Consider the following 14765-nt stretch of genomic DNA (forward strand, 5'->3'; position numbering starts at 1 on the left):
ACCGCACGCCGAACAGTCGCCTCGGTCCCGCCCGCCCTACCCCTCCGGTTCCGGACAACCACCTGGCGCGCAGTCGCCGTCCGGACGTCCGCACCTACCGGGGCCTGCCCATCCACCGAGGCAATGGCCTCCAGTCGAGCCTTCGCCTCCTGCCGGGCCACACCTACCAGAGGTCGAGCGGCGCGTCGGCGGGCACGCTTCGGATGAGTTGTACTCGAATGAGCCCGGGCGTCCTGCCCGGCGGCAGCCTTCGTCGGGTTACTTGCCTTCCGGGCGGTCCCGGCCAGCGGGGACAGCGCGTCCGTCCAGCGAGCACTCGTCGAATGACTCGTACTCCCGGGTGAATGAGTTCGAGGATGAGTGGGTGCATCCATCCAGGCGGCAGCCTCCAATGGGGTACTCGCCGCCCCGTGGGCAGCACCCGATGGGGATCGAGCATCCGGGTGGCGAGCACTCGCTGGATGAGTCGTTCCCGAATTCTCCGCCGCGTCGACCCGGGGAGCAGGCTCTTGCCGGGCCCTCGGCTCTTCGGCAGCCGCACCCGCCCGGGTCCGTGCGGTCGCCTAGACCGCCGTCGAGTGATCCTTCGTCTCCGGACGCAGGGCCGTACCGGCCGGGAGCGCTGCGCCCGCCTACGGAGCAGTCGCCGGCCGCGCCATATCCGAATGGACCAGTGCGCGCGCCGAGGCGGCCGCCTCCTGATGGGCAGCGGGCGTCTCGGCAGCCGTATCCGGACGAGTCCGAGCAGGTTCCGGTTCGGCGGTCCGCGCGGGCGGAGCAACTGGACGAACCGGATGAGCTGCTCGACGAAAACGATGGCGCCACAGGGTTTGTAGTGGTGTTCGGTTCGATACTGGTCGGGGTGCTCGCGATCACCGCGATCATCGGGGTGCGCGAGTACAACGAGCAAGCCGACATCAAGGCCACGGGCACCAGCGAGAACCAGACCACCACGCAGCGCACCACACCGGCCGTCCCCACCTCGGACAAACCGGTTGCTCCCGCGACCGCGGCGGCTACCACCGCGCCCGTCCCGAACGCCGATGATCGCTGGATCGCCGCCACCTACAACGCGCAGACCGACAAGGTGTCGTGGGTCCGCAGCCAGGTCAGCGGCGAGGCCGCGGCGCAGGAGGCCGAGGCAGCGTGCGGCACCGGCTGCCCACCCGCCCGCTGGTCGCACAACGGCTGCATCAGCCTCGTCATCGGCCAAACCGACGGCTGGGGTTCCGAACGGGGCGACACCATTGCCGAGGCCGAAAGCAAAGCGATCAGCAACGCCGAAACTGTCTACGGCATTTCCGGGCCTTTCAGCCTCTGGACGAAATGCGCTCTGGAATAGCCGGCTGCTATCCGGTGTGACCGGTCCGGTGTGCCGCTGTCACGAACGCCGCGCAGGCATCGGGATTCTTATCGCCCGTGGCTGTTTCGACTCCACTATTGACGTCCACCGCGAAGGGATCGACTCGCGCTATCGCCTCGACAATATTGTGCGGTCCGAGTCCGCCCGCGAGGATCACCGGGCGGCCGAGACCGCGCAGCGCCGTCACCACGGCCGTACTCACCGACCAATCATGGGTCCGTCCGGTGCCGCCGAGCCGGTCTTCGGTGCGCGAATCCAGCAGTACGGCATCACAATTTGATGCCGCCCGCAGCGCGGCATCGACCACATCCGGCCCGACCACATGGATCGCCTTGATGATCTTGCGCCCGCGGGCGTTCGCGCGCACCGCACGGAGGGTGTCATCCGATACCAGGCCGTGGACTTGAATCGCGTCGACGCCGACCCGCTCGGCCAGCTCCAGAATCGCGTCCGCCGCTTCCAGATGGGTCACCAGCACGCGAGTGACGAAGGGCGGTACCACACGGGAGAATTCGGCGGCCAGCTCGGCATCGAGCGCGTCTTCGCTGATATGGGTGACACCCGAGATGAATCCGACGGCATCGGCCCCGGCCGCCAGCGCAATGCGCAGATCGGCTTCGGACCTGATCCCGCAGATCTTCGCGCGCACCGTCACGGATAGACGATAACGGCCGGGAGCGCAGACTCGTGCGCTCCCGGCCGGACGAAATAGATCAGCTGGCGGCCGATTCCGGAATGCGGGCGGCTTCGCGCGGCCCGGAGGGCACGCCCTTCTTGAGGCTGGCCGCGTACACATCGACGTACTCTTGGCCGCCGAGCTGCATGAGCTCGTACATGACCTCGTCGGTGACAGCGCGTTCGACGAAGCGGTTGCCGCCCATGCCTTCGTAGCGCGAGAAGTCGATCGGGGTACCGAATTTGACGGTGACCTTGCGGCGACGCCAGCGGAACGGTCCGGGCGGGCTGACCTCGTCGGTGCCGATGACGGCAACCGGGATGACGGGGACGCCGGTCTCGAGGGCGAGCCGCGCCAGGCCGGTCTTGCCCTTGTACAGGCGGCCGTCGGGGGAGCGGGTGCCTTCGGGGTACAGGCCGACGAGGCGGCCCTGATCGAGCAGCTTGCGCGCCGCGTTGAGGGCGTCCTCGGCGGCGTCGGCACCGGTGCGGTCGATGGGGAACTGACCGGAGGTGGTGAAGAACCACTTCTGGAAGGCGCCCTTGATGCCCGGGGTATTGAAGTACTCGGCCTTGGCCAGATAGTTGATTCGCCGCGGACTCAGCAGCGGCGCGAACAGCCAGTCCGCAAAGGAGAGGTGATTACCCGCCATGATTGCCGGACCGTCCGTCGGAATGTTCTCTACACCCTCGACCGTGGGCCTGTTGTAGAGATGCATGAACGGTCCCAGCAGCACATACTTCAGCAGCCAGTAGAACATGACGTCCTTCCCCCGAAACCGGGATCGTTGCGGGCACACCTGCTTCAATTGCCGACTTTACCGCTGGTTACAGATCACATCCAAGCCGAGCGGCGTATCTCACCACATGTTCTCAGTGGCTGATTGGTCTGTTCTCAGTGGCTGGTACGAGCGACTCGCGATCGGCCGCGGCCGGTGTCGGCCAGAGTGGCCCGCGCGAGTTCGGCGGCGCCGATCATGCCCGCGGCCTCACCCAGTTGTGTGGTGCGGATTCTGGCCAGCGGGCGGTGGCCTGCGCCGGTGATCGCGCGGGCGTATTCCTCGCGCGCCTCGTCGAGGAACAGCGGCGCCGAACTGCTCACTCCGCCCGCGATGACGACGAGATCCGGGTCGAAAATGTCGCTGACGAAGGCGAGACCGAGTCCGAGCCAGCGTGCGAAGTCCGCCATGACCTGCACCGCGAGCGGGTCGCCGTCCTGTGCGGCCCCGGCGACCCGACGTCCGGTCAACGAGCCGGGATCGCGGAAGATATCCCTGGCCAGCACCGTCGAATGCACCGGGTCGGTGGCCAGCATCTCGATCGCGGTGTCGGCCAGCGCTGTTCCGCTGCAATACCTTTCCCAGCAACCGCGCTTCCCGCACGGGCAGGCTCGCCCGTCCGGCACCACCTGCAGATGCCCCAGCTCCGGCGCGACACCGTGGGTGCCCCGATACAGTTCGCCGTCGATGAGCAGCGCCGCACCGATGCCGGTGCCGATCGCGACGAGCACGACGTTGTGCCCGCCCGCCGCCGCACCGAATCGGTATTCGGCCCACGCCGCCGCATTGGCGTCGTGTTCCAGGATCACCGGAAGCTCGAGACGCTCGCTCAGCCGCCGCGCGACCGGGGTGTCCTTCCACGGCAGGTGCGGTGCGAACCGCACGGTCGAACGGTCGGCGGTGATGAACCCGGCCACGGCCAGCCCCACCGCGCCGATCGGGTGCCGACGGCACAGTTCGCGGACCACCCGGTCCAATGCGTCTTCCAGAGCGCGTGCCGAATGCGGTGTCGGCGCCTGCACGGTGTCGAGCATCTCGCCGTCGCCATCGACCACCGAGGCGCGAATGTTGGTGCCGCCGACGTCGATACCGACCGTCAGCGGACGCGCGCCCGCCATCTGGCGCGTCATGCCTTGATCGTCACGGGAATGCCGACGTACCGGGAACGCGTTCGGCCGGCGCGCTGCGCGGTATGACCGTCGCGCGGGTGCGCTGCTGTGCTGTCGTCGTTCGGCATCGAGTCGTCTCGTGGTGTGTGATTGTGGGACACAGAGTTATCGTCCGATGGGGCTGTCGGCGCAACGTCGTCGGGTTGCCACACCGGCTCTACGGGCACTCCGGCCAACGCCTCGCGCAGCACCGTGACGATCGCGGTGCCGTGATCTGCGACCGCGGCGAGCACGTCATGGTGCTCACCGCGCACCAGCGCCGCGGCCGCGCAGACCGGGCACCAACTGCAACTCGACCATTCGGTCTGGCCCTCGACAGCGGCGTGCCGCAACATCGGTTCGACTCGCTCCAAGACGACCTCGGCCAGCAATTTCAGTTCCGCCGCGAACTCGCCGAGCCCATCGACGTCGTCGAAAATGCCCGATCCGGGACGCCGGCCGCGGCCGGAATCTGCTTGGGCGCCGCCGCCATCCATACCGTGCTGTCGTTCGTCGCCCGCGTCATCACTGCCGCTCATGTCGGCCAGGCCTCCGGGTCGGGACGAAAACGGACGACCAGATAGCCCCCGTCGAGTTCGGCTGCGTCGACCGTGCACCGCCGCAACACCGGTGCCAGGCGCACGCGTCGGCGGGTCCCGTCCGCTCCCACGATCAAATCGTCCTCCACTCGTCCCAGTCGCAGCGTCGCCGAATCGACGACGGGCAGGTGCATTCGCAACGCGTACACCGAATGCAGTCCGGTGCCCGATTCCCATCGAACCACTGGATCCCCGGAACTTGTGCGAACCTCTGCGGGATTGTCGCGCAGCGCCGAGTCCGCGTCCACCGCATACGACAGCGCCGCCAGCGAAGCGAGCCCGACCGGTTCGGGGCCGCTGTGCTGGGCGATCACTACCGGGATGCCCGGGAGATCGCGCTGTAACCGTGCGATGACGTCCAGTTGTTCGCTGCGTCGGTTCAGATACCAGTGCACCGCGGGATGCGCCGCCTCGGCCGGCTCCGCGGGCGCGGGCGGCAGCACTTTGTTCACTACGACAGCGTCCAGTCGCAGGCCGAGCAGGGCGGCGGCTGAGCGAACCCGCTCGGATTCGGCAACCGCCACCTGTTCGGCGACAGTGATCAGCCTGGCCCCGGTGCGGCCGTGGTCGGCGAGCAGATCACGCACCTCGGTGACCGCGGCGACGATCTTCTCGACGGTCGCCGCCAGCACCGCGCGGCGCAGATCGGTACCGATCGTGCTCATCGCGCGCGCGTGTGGCGGCCAGATCCGTTCCACGTAGCCGAGCAGCGTATCGGGCGCGGTCATGATGCGCAGCATGTCCGCCGAGGGCGGGCAGTCCACCACGATCACATCCCAGTCGTCCTCGTTCGCGAACTGGGTGATCTCCACCAGCATCAACAATTCCTGCACGCCGGGTAGCCCCGTCAGCTCGGCGGGATCGAGCGCCGCGACATCGATACCGTGCTCGTGCCTGGAGTCCGACGCCAGTATCCGCACTACCTCGTGGAACCGATCCTCCAGCAGCGCAAGGGAATCCACCTCGATCACGTCGAGGCCGGGCATAACGTTCGCGATCCCGGTCACCGTGCCGGCATCGTGCGGGAATCGGAATCCGAGCGCGTCGCCCAGCGAATGCGCCTGGTCGAGGGAGGCCACCAGCACCTGGGAACCGGCCCGCGCGTACGACATTGCGGTCGCGCACGCCAATGTCGTCTTACCGACTCCGCCTTTGCCGATGAACAGCTCGACCCGGGTGCGGCGCACGATACTGTGCGCGATCAGCCTTCGACCCGTTTCTTCAGTTCCTTCAGCGCGGTATCGGTGATCACCTTCTCGGCCTTGCGCTTGAACATGCCGATCATCGGGATGTTCAGGTCGACGGTCAGCTCGTAGGTCACCTGCGTGGTGCCATCGGGCTGGTCGATGAGTTCGTAAGTCCCGTCCTGTGCCTTCTGCAGGTCACCGCTGACGAGGGTCCAGCTGACGGCCTTGTCATCGGGACGCCAGGTATAGGACAGCACGTAGGTGTCCTTGACGACGCCGGCATCGAGCACGAACCGCGCGGTGCGCACCCGGCCGTCGGCACTCTTGTCCAATACTTCGACGGACTTGGCTGCCGAAACCCACTCCGGGTAGGACTCCAGATCGGCGATGACGGACATCACCCGCTGCGATGGTGCCTCGATGATGATCGACCTCTGGGTCCTGTCGGCCATGGCGGACAACGGTTCCTTTCCAGCTACGGTGTTGTGCCTTCTATTGTGCTGTGGCCTAGTTGATGTGGTGAGCGGGTGTGCGCGTCAGTCTGCGTTCGCGGGCGCGATGCCGGCCGGGCGGCCTGCCTCCAGTCGCGCCTTCACCTCGAAAGACATGTTCTTGCCGGCCACCCGGCGTGCCCGATTGGCGGCGAGCAGCTGACGTGGCGACATCCGGTTCGCCGACCAGGGCTCGGCATGCAGGAAGTAGTGCAGGATCACCCCGTCGAGCGAGGGCTCCAGCCATACCTCCATGGTTCCGGTCAGCCCGCCGGTCACCGACCAGCGGATTCCCTTGTCGCCCCGGTCCTCTCGGACCTCCAGGGTGAGGTCGGGCCACCAGCGGCGCCAATTGTTCGGTGCCGCCACGACGTCGGCGACCGCGGACCCGTCTGCGGCGACGAAGGTCATATCTGCGACCTGGATGCTGCTCACCTCGCTGAGCGTAATGGATGGCCTGCCAGGACGATGCTCCGCTCCGCTCGGCTCTCGTCGTGGCAGGCAGCCACCGGCGGTATACCGTCCCGTTGGGCGGTGTTCACCGCAACAAGTGGCGCAATCGAGCGCCGAGACTGTCCCATCGCCACTGCTGCTCCACCCAGGCCCGGCCCTCGGCGCCCATCTTGGCGGCGGCGTCGCGATCGGACAGGATGCCGACAATGGCCTCGACGATCTCCGAGGTCTTGCGGCCGTCCACCACCCGGCCGGTCTTGCCCTCCAACACCGTCTCCGGCGCGCCACCCGAGCGACCCGCCACCACCGGAACACCCGCGGCCGACGCCTCCAAATACACGATGCCGAGCCCCTCGACATCGAGGCCGGCACCGCGCGTGCGGCACGGCATCGCAAAGACATCCGCGAGCGTGTGATGTGCGGCCAGCTCCGACGACGGCACTCGCCCGGTGAACACCACGTCGTCGCCGACACCGAGCGCCGCCGCGAGCCCGTGCAGCTTCTCCTCATACGGCCCGCCGCCCGCGATCACCAACACTGCGCCGGGGATGCGCTCGCGGATCTCGCGCATGGCGACGATCAGCGCATCCTGGCCCTTACGGGGCACCAGCCGAGACAGACACAGAATGGTCGGCCGATCATCGAGCCCATAACGATCGCGCAGCTCCGCCCGCGCCGCCGGATCCGGCCGGAACACCTCGGTGTCGACCCCCGGCGGCAGATACTCCAACGCCGCATTCGCGCCGAATGCGGACGCGAACCGGCCACGCGTATACCGACTGACATACGTGACGACATCGGTGTGCTCGCCGATCTGCCGCAACGCCTGCCTGGCGCCGGGCAACATCGACCAGCCGACCTCATGTCCATGCGTACTCGCCAGAATGCGCTCGGCCCCCGCCCGCCGCAGCATCGGCGACATCAATGCCAACGGCGCCGCCGCACCGAACCAGACGGTGTCACAGTTCTCACTACGCAATAACCGTGCCGCCCGCCGCATCACCAGCGGCGTCGGCAACATCAACGTGGTCGGATGACGAACCACCTGAAACTTCTGCTTGGCATCGAATTTCAGATGACTGTCCCCACGCCACCTCGGCGCATAGACAACCAGATCATCCGGCGGCAGCTCACCGGCCAACGCTTGCAGATACGACTGGATACCGCCTGGCCGAGGCGGGAAATCATTGGTAACCAGCAGAGTTCGGGCCATGCGCACCAACCTACTGTGTTTGATTTGCAGCGCCTGCGGCGCTGCGTGTTCGCGGCTGTGTTGGATTGGCCGCGGCTACGCCGCGGCGTGTTCGCGGCCCCCTTGGTCTCGCTTCCGAGCCGTCGAGACTCGCGCCTGCGGCGCATGCGCTTCGACGGCTCGGAAGCGAGACGGGCCGCGAACTCTAGTGCTCGGTCTCGCTTCGCTCGGAAGGTGTCATCGTGCCGAGTGGGGGCGTTGGTAGCTGAGCTTGCGACTTCGGTGGGTGCGCTGCGGCTGTTGTGGGGGTGGGATCGGGCGCGAACGCTGGTGTTCGGTGTGGCTGTGCTCGGGAGGTGTCATCGTGTCGAGTGGGGGCGTCGATGGCGATCTTGCGAGTTTGGTGGGTGCGCTGCGGCTGTTGTGGGGGTGGGATCGGGCGCGAACGCTGGTGTTCGGTCTCGCTGCGCTCGGGAGGTGAGGGGCGCCGGTGTCGCTGGTCGCGGCCAGGTTCGATGCGGCTCGGCAACAAGCTTGCTGCGGACGGTTGGTTGTAAGGCTCGCCGTGCGGCTGGTTTCGGTGCTTACGGCGTTACTGGGGTGCGCTTCGGTTGTGGGCAGCTGATTGCGAAATCGCTGGCAGGGCTTGTTCTGTCTGGAGGTGTGTCGGTGGCGTTGCAGTTCCGTCGGGTGCGCTATCAGTGCGGGTTCGTAAACCTCAGGCGGCGCGAGGGCTGAGCCAGGCGCGCCAATCGGCGACGAAGTCTGCTCGAGTGGTGTGCAGGACTTCCTGCAGGATTCGGTCCTCGGAGGCGGGGTCCTGTTTGCTCGCGGCGATGCGGCGGTAGAGGTCTACCAGGTGGGGTTCGTCGTATTTGTCGGCGATGAAGGCACAGATCGTCCAGGCTTGCTCGTAGGCGAGGACGGCCGGTGTGCCGGTGAATACGGCTGCCGCGGGGAGGTCGGTGGGGAGTTGGCCGGCGCGGGCTCGTGTGGTGACGGTGGGGGCGATATCGCCGAAGTGGTGGTCTTGGCCGCGGTGGGCGACGTATTCGGCGAAGCCCTCCAGCATCCAGGAGGGAGCACCGTCGACGGTCTCGGCGCGGGTGGCGACGTGAGTGAGTTCGTGGCGCAGCAGCGTGCGCAGCCCGTCGGGGGAGAGGCGGCGGCCTGCGTCGGGGCTGAAAACCACGCGCTGGGCTGTGGGTCGGGTGCCTGGGGTGAACGGATCGGCGATGGAGGCGGCGGCGACGTCCTCGGGCAGGTCGGTGGTGGCGCGCAGCAACGTGGCGAACTCGGCGGGCGCGGACGCGACGACCACCAGCGCCGACTGCGCCCAGTCAGGTCCCCACAGGTCGGTCACGGCGGTGGTCGCCGCGCCGAGTTCGCGTGCGAGGACGTCTATTTCGATCCGCTGGGCCGGATGGCCGACGACGAGCGACTCCTGCCCGGCTCCGGTGGGCACCACGCGCGTGACGAGTTGGCCGAAGGGTTCCACGGTGCGACGCACCTGAGCCAGCCGCGGATCGTCATCGGCGGCCGCGACCTGCCCGAGGCTCTCGGCCCTGGCCTGCTGGGCGGCCCGTAGTTTCGGCAGCACCGGGTTCGGCACCATGAGCAACCCGACACACGTGGCGGTCAGCAGCATCACCATCGCGACGGTGAGCACGAACTGGAATCGCCGCCGGGCCGATAGCCACGCGCGGACCTGCCCGACACTGCTGCGCTCGCTCATAGCGACTCAGTATCGCCGAGCGGAGTGGTACGGCGTCGAGCCCATGGGTGCCACGGCCACCGGGACACCGAAAGTGGAAGCGTGCAACATGAGTCCGTTGCCCGCGTAGATGCCGACATGAGAGATGTCGGAATAGAAGAACACGACGTCGCCGGGTTGCAGATCGTCCTTGTCCACCGGGGTGCCGTAGCCGGCTTGCTGCGAACTGGTCCGCGGCACGTTCTTGCCGACCTGTTTGAACGCCCACTGCACCAGCCCGGAGCAGTCGAACTGGCTCGGACCGGTCGCACCCCAGACATACGGGTCGCCGATGCGGGTGAGTCCCGCGGCCAGAGCGCTGGTTCCGCTACCTGGCACGAGGCCGCTCAGCAGCGAGTCGCGGTCGAAGCCGGGCGGGAAGGGCGAGCCCGCCAGCGCGGTCTTGTCCCTGGCCGACAGCGTGCCCCACGCTGAGACCACCTGCGCGATCGCACCGGACAGGTCGGCGCGCTTGCGTTCCAGCTCGGCACGCACCTGATCCGCTTTGGTCGCGGCGGCGCGAGCATCGTCGTCGGCGGTGCGGGCGGCGGTTTCCGCCGCCGTGGCGGCGGCGGTTGCCGACTTGTAGAGGTTCAGTTGATCAGAGGTCTTGGCCGACAACACATCCAGTGTGGACATCTGATCGAGCAGTTGCTGTGGCGAGTTGCTTGCCAGCACGGCGAACAGGCGGTTGGTCCGCGCGCCCTGATATGCGGCGATCACCGTGCGGTCGACCATCGGCTGGAACTTGCGCACCTCGTTGCGCGCATTGTCGGCGACCTCGGTGCTCGCGGACAGTTTGGCGTCGGCGTCGCGCTGGACGGCCAGTTTGGCGTCGAGGTCGGCCTGCACGTTCAGCGCTTGCTGATTGAGCTGCTCGGACTGCCTCGACAGATCGATCATCCGCTGTACGGCCTCGCTGGCCGTGGTCGGCAGGGTGGCCGGATCGGCTCCGGCTGGACTGCCACCGTAGAGCGATGCGGCCAGGACTCCGGCCGCGAGCGCCCCTCCCACCAGACGTTTCGTGCTTTGTCTCCGGTGATGTGCCACAGCCTGCCGTGCCCCGTTCTCTCGTCAAGTGCTCGGACGCATTCCCTCGATGAGCCGCATCGGCTTCGTGAGCTGCGAGAACGGTCGGTCTGTTCCGCGAGGCTCCGGAAGGTCTCATTTAGGTTACGGAATGGCGTACGGCTGTGTCCAGTAGGGCACGAAATGATCACGTAAGCCATCCCGTGGGCCCACCGTGTCGTAGGGGCGGGGGAGCGGGTCAGAAGCGGCGAGCGCCTGCGATCGGCATCGACGAGATCGGGGCGAGCATCACCGGGGTGCCGGAGGTCGACGCATGGATCACGTTGCCGTCGCCCGCGTACAGACCGGAGTGTCCGCCGCCGTAGAACGACACCAGGTCGCCCGGCTGCAGATCGTCGGTCGAGATCGCGGCGCCCGCGGCGAGCTGGGCGCCGCTGGTGCGGGGCAGCTCCACGCCGGCCTGCTGGTAAGCCCACTTGACAAGGCCGGAGCAGTCGAAGGCGTTCGGGCCCGCGGCACCGTAGACGTAGGGCGCGCCGAGCTTGGTCATCGCAGCGTCGAGCGCGACCTCGCCGAGGGTCTTGATGGGCGCCATGAAGGGCAGCGCGGGAGGGTTGCCCAGCTGGATGCCGGGGATGTCGGCCGGGATCGGGATCTCGTTGGGAACCTCGAAGGTTCCGATGCCGGGGATGGTCACCGGCTGAGCCGCGGCCGGGGCGGCCGGAAGAAGGAACGCGCCGATGGTGGCAGCGCCGACGGCTCCGGCGGCAACGGCACGCTGCGCCTGTCGCTTGACGGTGTTGATCGCCATGATGCGGTACTCCGAATCTGCCCCACGACGCCGTACCCGGTGGTGCGGCGGACTTCGTTTCACCGGCCCTGCAGCGCGATGGAACTCCGTGAGGTCTCAAAAAGGTTACGAACCCATCACGGTGGTTTGTAAAGCCGAGCGCATCCGAAATGCCGGTGCTCAACAAAAATGCGAAGCATGAAATGCGAGATAAGTCACAACAATCACGAAACGATAACGACCGGCCGTTATCGAGTGGCGGCCGAGTCGTTACCCGGCGCGTCGGAAGCGCCGTCTGGGTCAGTCGATGGGTCCGATCCTGTGGCATTTCCCGAGGTCGACGCGGTCATGGTGGGAGTGGTGGCGATTCGATACCGGATGGGCGGGTCGCCCCGGTGCGACACGCTCTAGCGTGCCGATGGCACCTGTGCGGCGCCCCGGGGCCCACTCGGCCGATTGATGCCTTTCTGATAACAATGTGATCTGGGTCACTTTTGTGAATTGAAGATCATTTAGCGGGTATCGGAACGAAATCCTCGCGGATAAATACGGACATTTCGCGTGCGATCTCGCGCGCGTTCCTGTCGGACCCACCCCATACGCTCCAGGCCGTGCCCGACCCCGTGCCGCGCCCGGCCGCCGCGAAGCAACTGGCCTTCGATGAGCTCGATACGCCGCTCTATGACACCACCTTCGTGGTCGTCGACCTGGAGACCACCGGCACCAGTCCGGAGGGCGACGCGATCACCGAGATCGGCGCGGTCAAGGTACGCGGCGGAGAGGTACTCGGCGAGTTCGCCACCCTGGTCAACCCCGGGCAGGACATCCCGCCCGCGATCGTGCAGATCACCGGGATCACCACCGCCATGGTCTACGAAGCGCCGCGGATCGAGGCGGTGCTGCCGGGTTTCCTGGAGTTCGCGGCGGGCGCTGTCCTCGTGGCACACAATGCGCGGTTCGATATGGCTTTCCTGCGCGCCGCGGCGGCCCGCAGCGAAACCGCGTGGCCCTCGGCGCCGGTGCTGTGCACGGTGAAGCTGGCCAGGCGAGTGCTCACCCGCGACGAAGCACCGTCGGTCCGGCTCGGCCTGCTCGCTCCGCTGCTCGGTGCGACCACGCAGCCGACGCACCGTGCCCTCGACGACGCGCGGGCCACCGTGGACGTCCTGCACGCACTGATCGCACGCGTCGGCAATCAAGGGGTGCACAGCCTCACCGAACTGCTCGACTATCTGCCGGGGGTGACCTCCAGGCAGCGCGCCAAGCGCGTGTTCGCCACCGACCTGCCCGCCAGTCCCGGCGTCTATCTCTTCCGCGGCCCTTCCGACGAGGTGCTCTACATCGGCACCGCGGTGAACCTGCGCCGCCGAGTTCGCAACTACTTCACCGGTTCCGAAACAAGGGGGCGGATGAAGGAAATGGTGTCGCTGGCCACCCGCGTCGATCACGTGGTGTGCGCGCACGCGCTGGAAGCGGGGGTGCGTGAGCTGCGACTGCTCGTCGCGCACGCTCCGCCCTACAATCGGCGCTCGAAATTTCCCAAGCGCGCCTGGTGGATCACGCTGACCGACGAACCCTTCCCGCGCTTCGCGATCGTCCGAACGCCGAACCGGGATGCGCTGGGCCCCTTCAACTCTCGGATGGATGCCACCGAGGTGGCGGTCACCGTCGCCGAGTACACCGGGCTGCGCACCTGCACCACTCGGTTATCGGTTGCGGGCCTGCACGATTGCCTGCATGCGATGGTCGGCGGCTGCCCGGCCGCGACTGTCACCGGTCTCCCTATTAATAGAGAGGAATACGCGCCGGCGTCTGCGGCTGTCCGCGCACTGTTCGCGGGTACCTCCGACGCGCCACTACGCACCATGCTCGACCGCATCGAAACCCATTCGCGTGCCGAACATTTCGAAGCAGCCGCCCGGCTGCGCGATCGCGTGGTCGCGGTCGTGCGCGCGCTGCGCCGCACCCAACGCCTGGCCGCCGTCGCCAGGATCGCCGAGCTGATCGTCGCGCACCCGAATGGCACAGGCGGATGGGAATTCTCGGTGATCCGCTACGGCCGCCTCGCGGGCGCGGGCAACGCGGCGCGGGGTGTGTCGCCGATGCCGGTGGTCGAACACATCGTTGCGGCATCGGAAACCGTCATCCCCACCGGTGGCGACCCGGGCTCCGGTGCGCTCCGGTCTGCCGATGCCGATGCCGATGCCGATGCCGATGCCGATGCCGATGCCGATGTTGTTGGCGGAGGCGATGTTGTCGGGGGAAGCGACATGGCCGACGCGGTGGTCGATGCGAGCTCTGGAGGTTCGCGGTCGCGCCGTGTTGCGGCGCTACGTCGGAATGCCGCGTCGACTATGCCTCCGCTGCGCGGAGCGTCGCCGGAAGAAGTAGCACTCGTCGCGCGCTGGCTGGCGCGTCCGGGGGCCCGGATCGTGCGCACCACCGACGGCTATCACGAGCCTGCCTACGGGGCAGGTCGCTGGATGGGATGGGTGGAATTAGCGGATGCCGCGGTACGTGCCCAACTCCCCGAAGCGGAATATGTCGAGCGCTCAGGCGGCTGCCTCGCCTGCGCTCGCCCCGGCGCAGACTATGGACGGACTGCGTCCGGCTGTGCACATTAGGCGGCTGCCTTGCCTGCGCTCGGCCCGGCGCAGATTACGGACTGGGTCCGGCTATGGACACTAGGCTGACACCCATGATTACCGCGATCGTCATGATCAACGCCGAGAATGCCCGCATCCCGGAAACCGCGCAGGCGCTCGCCGACACCGAGGGCGTCGCCGAGGTCTACTCCTGTGCCGGCGATGTCGATCTGATCGCGATCGTGCGGGTGCGCGATCACCAGCAGATCGCCGAGGTGGTAACCGACCGTATCGACAAGACCCCCGGTGTCGCGCGCACCATCACCCACATCGCGTTCAAGTCGTATTCGAGCGCGGACGTGGAGGCCGGTTTCTCGCTGGGGGAGTGAGCCGCAGGTGGAGCGGGTCAGCCGATCTGGAGTGAGGACCCGTTGGACGCGCGGGATTCACCCGGCGTGAGGGTTGCCGTCACATCGCCACGGCAGCCGGAACCGCTGAAGATCGTCACTCTGTTGTCGGTGTGGTTCTCGAGTGCCAGCGGCGCAACCCCGGTGTTGATCTGCATGCAGCCCGACGGCTCGCGATACACGGTGTTGTTGACGACCAGGGTGCCCTGTGCCGCGAAGGCGGCCGGTGCGGCCGCGATCGTCGCGGCCACCGCCAGTACGCCGGGTACCGCGTAAACGCCCCGCTTCATGTGTGTGCTCCTTGCAAGTCGAGC

Annotated in this window: 15 protein-coding genes; 3 read left to right on the forward strand and 12 right to left on the reverse strand. The window is 67.4% G+C overall.

The features are described 5' to 3' along the window. Positions 1–838: 838 nt before the first annotated feature. Entirely contained in the window at positions 839–1342 is a 504-nt protein-coding gene (locus ACLMAL_RS08835) for a DUF4189 domain-containing protein (RefSeq protein WP_411998621.1), read from the forward strand. Between the two features lie 7 nt (positions 1343–1349). On the opposite strand, the gene ACLMAL_RS08840 is transcribed toward ACLMAL_RS08835, so the two are convergent. From ACLMAL_RS08840 to ACLMAL_RS08890, 11 genes are all read right to left on the reverse strand, one after another. Next, entirely contained in the window at positions 1350–2018 is a 669-nt protein-coding gene (locus ACLMAL_RS08840; RefSeq protein WP_411998622.1) for a phosphoribosylanthranilate isomerase, read from the reverse strand. Between the two features lie 58 nt (positions 2019–2076). Beyond that, the gene (locus ACLMAL_RS08845) at positions 2077–2799 is read right to left on the reverse strand and encodes a lysophospholipid acyltransferase family protein (protein ID WP_328411314.1); all 723 of its coding nucleotides are present in this window, start codon (positions 2797–2799) and stop codon (positions 2077–2079) included. A gap of 134 nt (positions 2800–2933) precedes the next feature. Beyond that, positions 2934–3947, reverse strand: coding sequence for an ROK family glucokinase (locus ACLMAL_RS08850; RefSeq protein ID WP_328411316.1), 1014 nt, complete (start codon positions 3945–3947; stop codon positions 2934–2936). Next, complete coding sequence (locus tag ACLMAL_RS08855; RefSeq protein ID WP_411998623.1) at positions 3944–4504, reverse strand: hypothetical protein; 561 nt, start codon at positions 4502–4504, stop codon at positions 3944–3946. Before ACLMAL_RS08855 ends, ACLMAL_RS08850 begins: the two co-directional genes overlap by 4 nt. Next, the gene (locus ACLMAL_RS08860; protein WP_411998624.1) at positions 4501–5751 is read right to left on the reverse strand and encodes an ArsA family ATPase; all 1251 of its coding nucleotides are present in this window, start codon (positions 5749–5751) and stop codon (positions 4501–4503) included. The genes ACLMAL_RS08855 and ACLMAL_RS08860 overlap by 4 nt, the downstream gene beginning before the upstream one ends. A 14-nt stretch (positions 5752–5765) precedes the next feature. Next, positions 5766–6203 (reverse strand): SRPBCC family protein, encoded by a 438-nt coding sequence (locus ACLMAL_RS08865; RefSeq protein WP_328411322.1) that lies wholly within the window; start codon positions 6201–6203, stop codon positions 5766–5768. Between the two features lie 84 nt (positions 6204–6287). Continuing rightward, positions 6288–6677, reverse strand: a complete 390-nt coding sequence (locus tag ACLMAL_RS08870; RefSeq protein ID WP_328411324.1) for a polyketide cyclase / dehydrase and lipid transport — start codon at positions 6675–6677, stop codon at positions 6288–6290. Between the two features lie 103 nt (positions 6678–6780). Continuing rightward, positions 6781–7908, reverse strand: a complete 1128-nt coding sequence (locus ACLMAL_RS08875) for a glycosyltransferase family 4 protein (RefSeq protein WP_411998625.1) — start codon at positions 7906–7908, stop codon at positions 6781–6783. A 697-nt stretch (positions 7909–8605) separates the two neighbouring features. Beyond that, positions 8606–9622 (reverse strand): hypothetical protein, encoded by a 1017-nt coding sequence (locus ACLMAL_RS08880; RefSeq protein ID WP_411998626.1) that lies wholly within the window; start codon positions 9620–9622, stop codon positions 8606–8608. A gap of 6 nt (positions 9623–9628) precedes the next feature. Further along, a complete protein-coding gene (locus tag ACLMAL_RS08885; RefSeq protein ID WP_411998627.1) occupies positions 9629–10654 on the reverse strand; it encodes an NlpC/P60 family protein in 1026 nt (341 codons plus the stop codon). A gap of 253 nt (positions 10655–10907) precedes the next feature. After that, positions 10908–11480, reverse strand: a complete 573-nt coding sequence (locus ACLMAL_RS08890; protein ID WP_411998628.1) for a C40 family peptidase — start codon at positions 11478–11480, stop codon at positions 10908–10910. 590 nt (positions 11481–12070) lie between these two features. Between ACLMAL_RS08890 and ACLMAL_RS08895 the strand changes: the two genes are divergently transcribed. Together ACLMAL_RS08895 and ACLMAL_RS08900 are read left to right on the forward strand one after the other, a co-directional pair. Then, positions 12071–14083, forward strand: a complete 2013-nt coding sequence (locus tag ACLMAL_RS08895; RefSeq protein ID WP_411998629.1) for a DEDD exonuclease domain-containing protein — start codon at positions 12071–12073, stop codon at positions 14081–14083. Between the two features lie 74 nt (positions 14084–14157). Then, the gene (locus tag ACLMAL_RS08900) at positions 14158–14433 is read left to right on the forward strand and encodes an Lrp/AsnC ligand binding domain-containing protein (RefSeq protein WP_328411334.1); all 276 of its coding nucleotides are present in this window, start codon (positions 14158–14160) and stop codon (positions 14431–14433) included. A gap of 17 nt (positions 14434–14450) precedes the next feature. Here ACLMAL_RS08900 and ACLMAL_RS08905 read toward each other — a convergent pair whose 3' ends face one another. Beyond that, entirely contained in the window at positions 14451–14741 is a 291-nt protein-coding gene (locus tag ACLMAL_RS08905; protein WP_411998630.1) for a hypothetical protein, read from the reverse strand. Between the last annotated feature and the right edge of the window lie 24 nt (positions 14742–14765).

This window comes from Nocardia sp. CWNU-33 (assembly GCF_046764895.1).
GTDB lineage: Bacteria > Actinomycetota > Actinomycetes > Mycobacteriales > Mycobacteriaceae > Nocardia.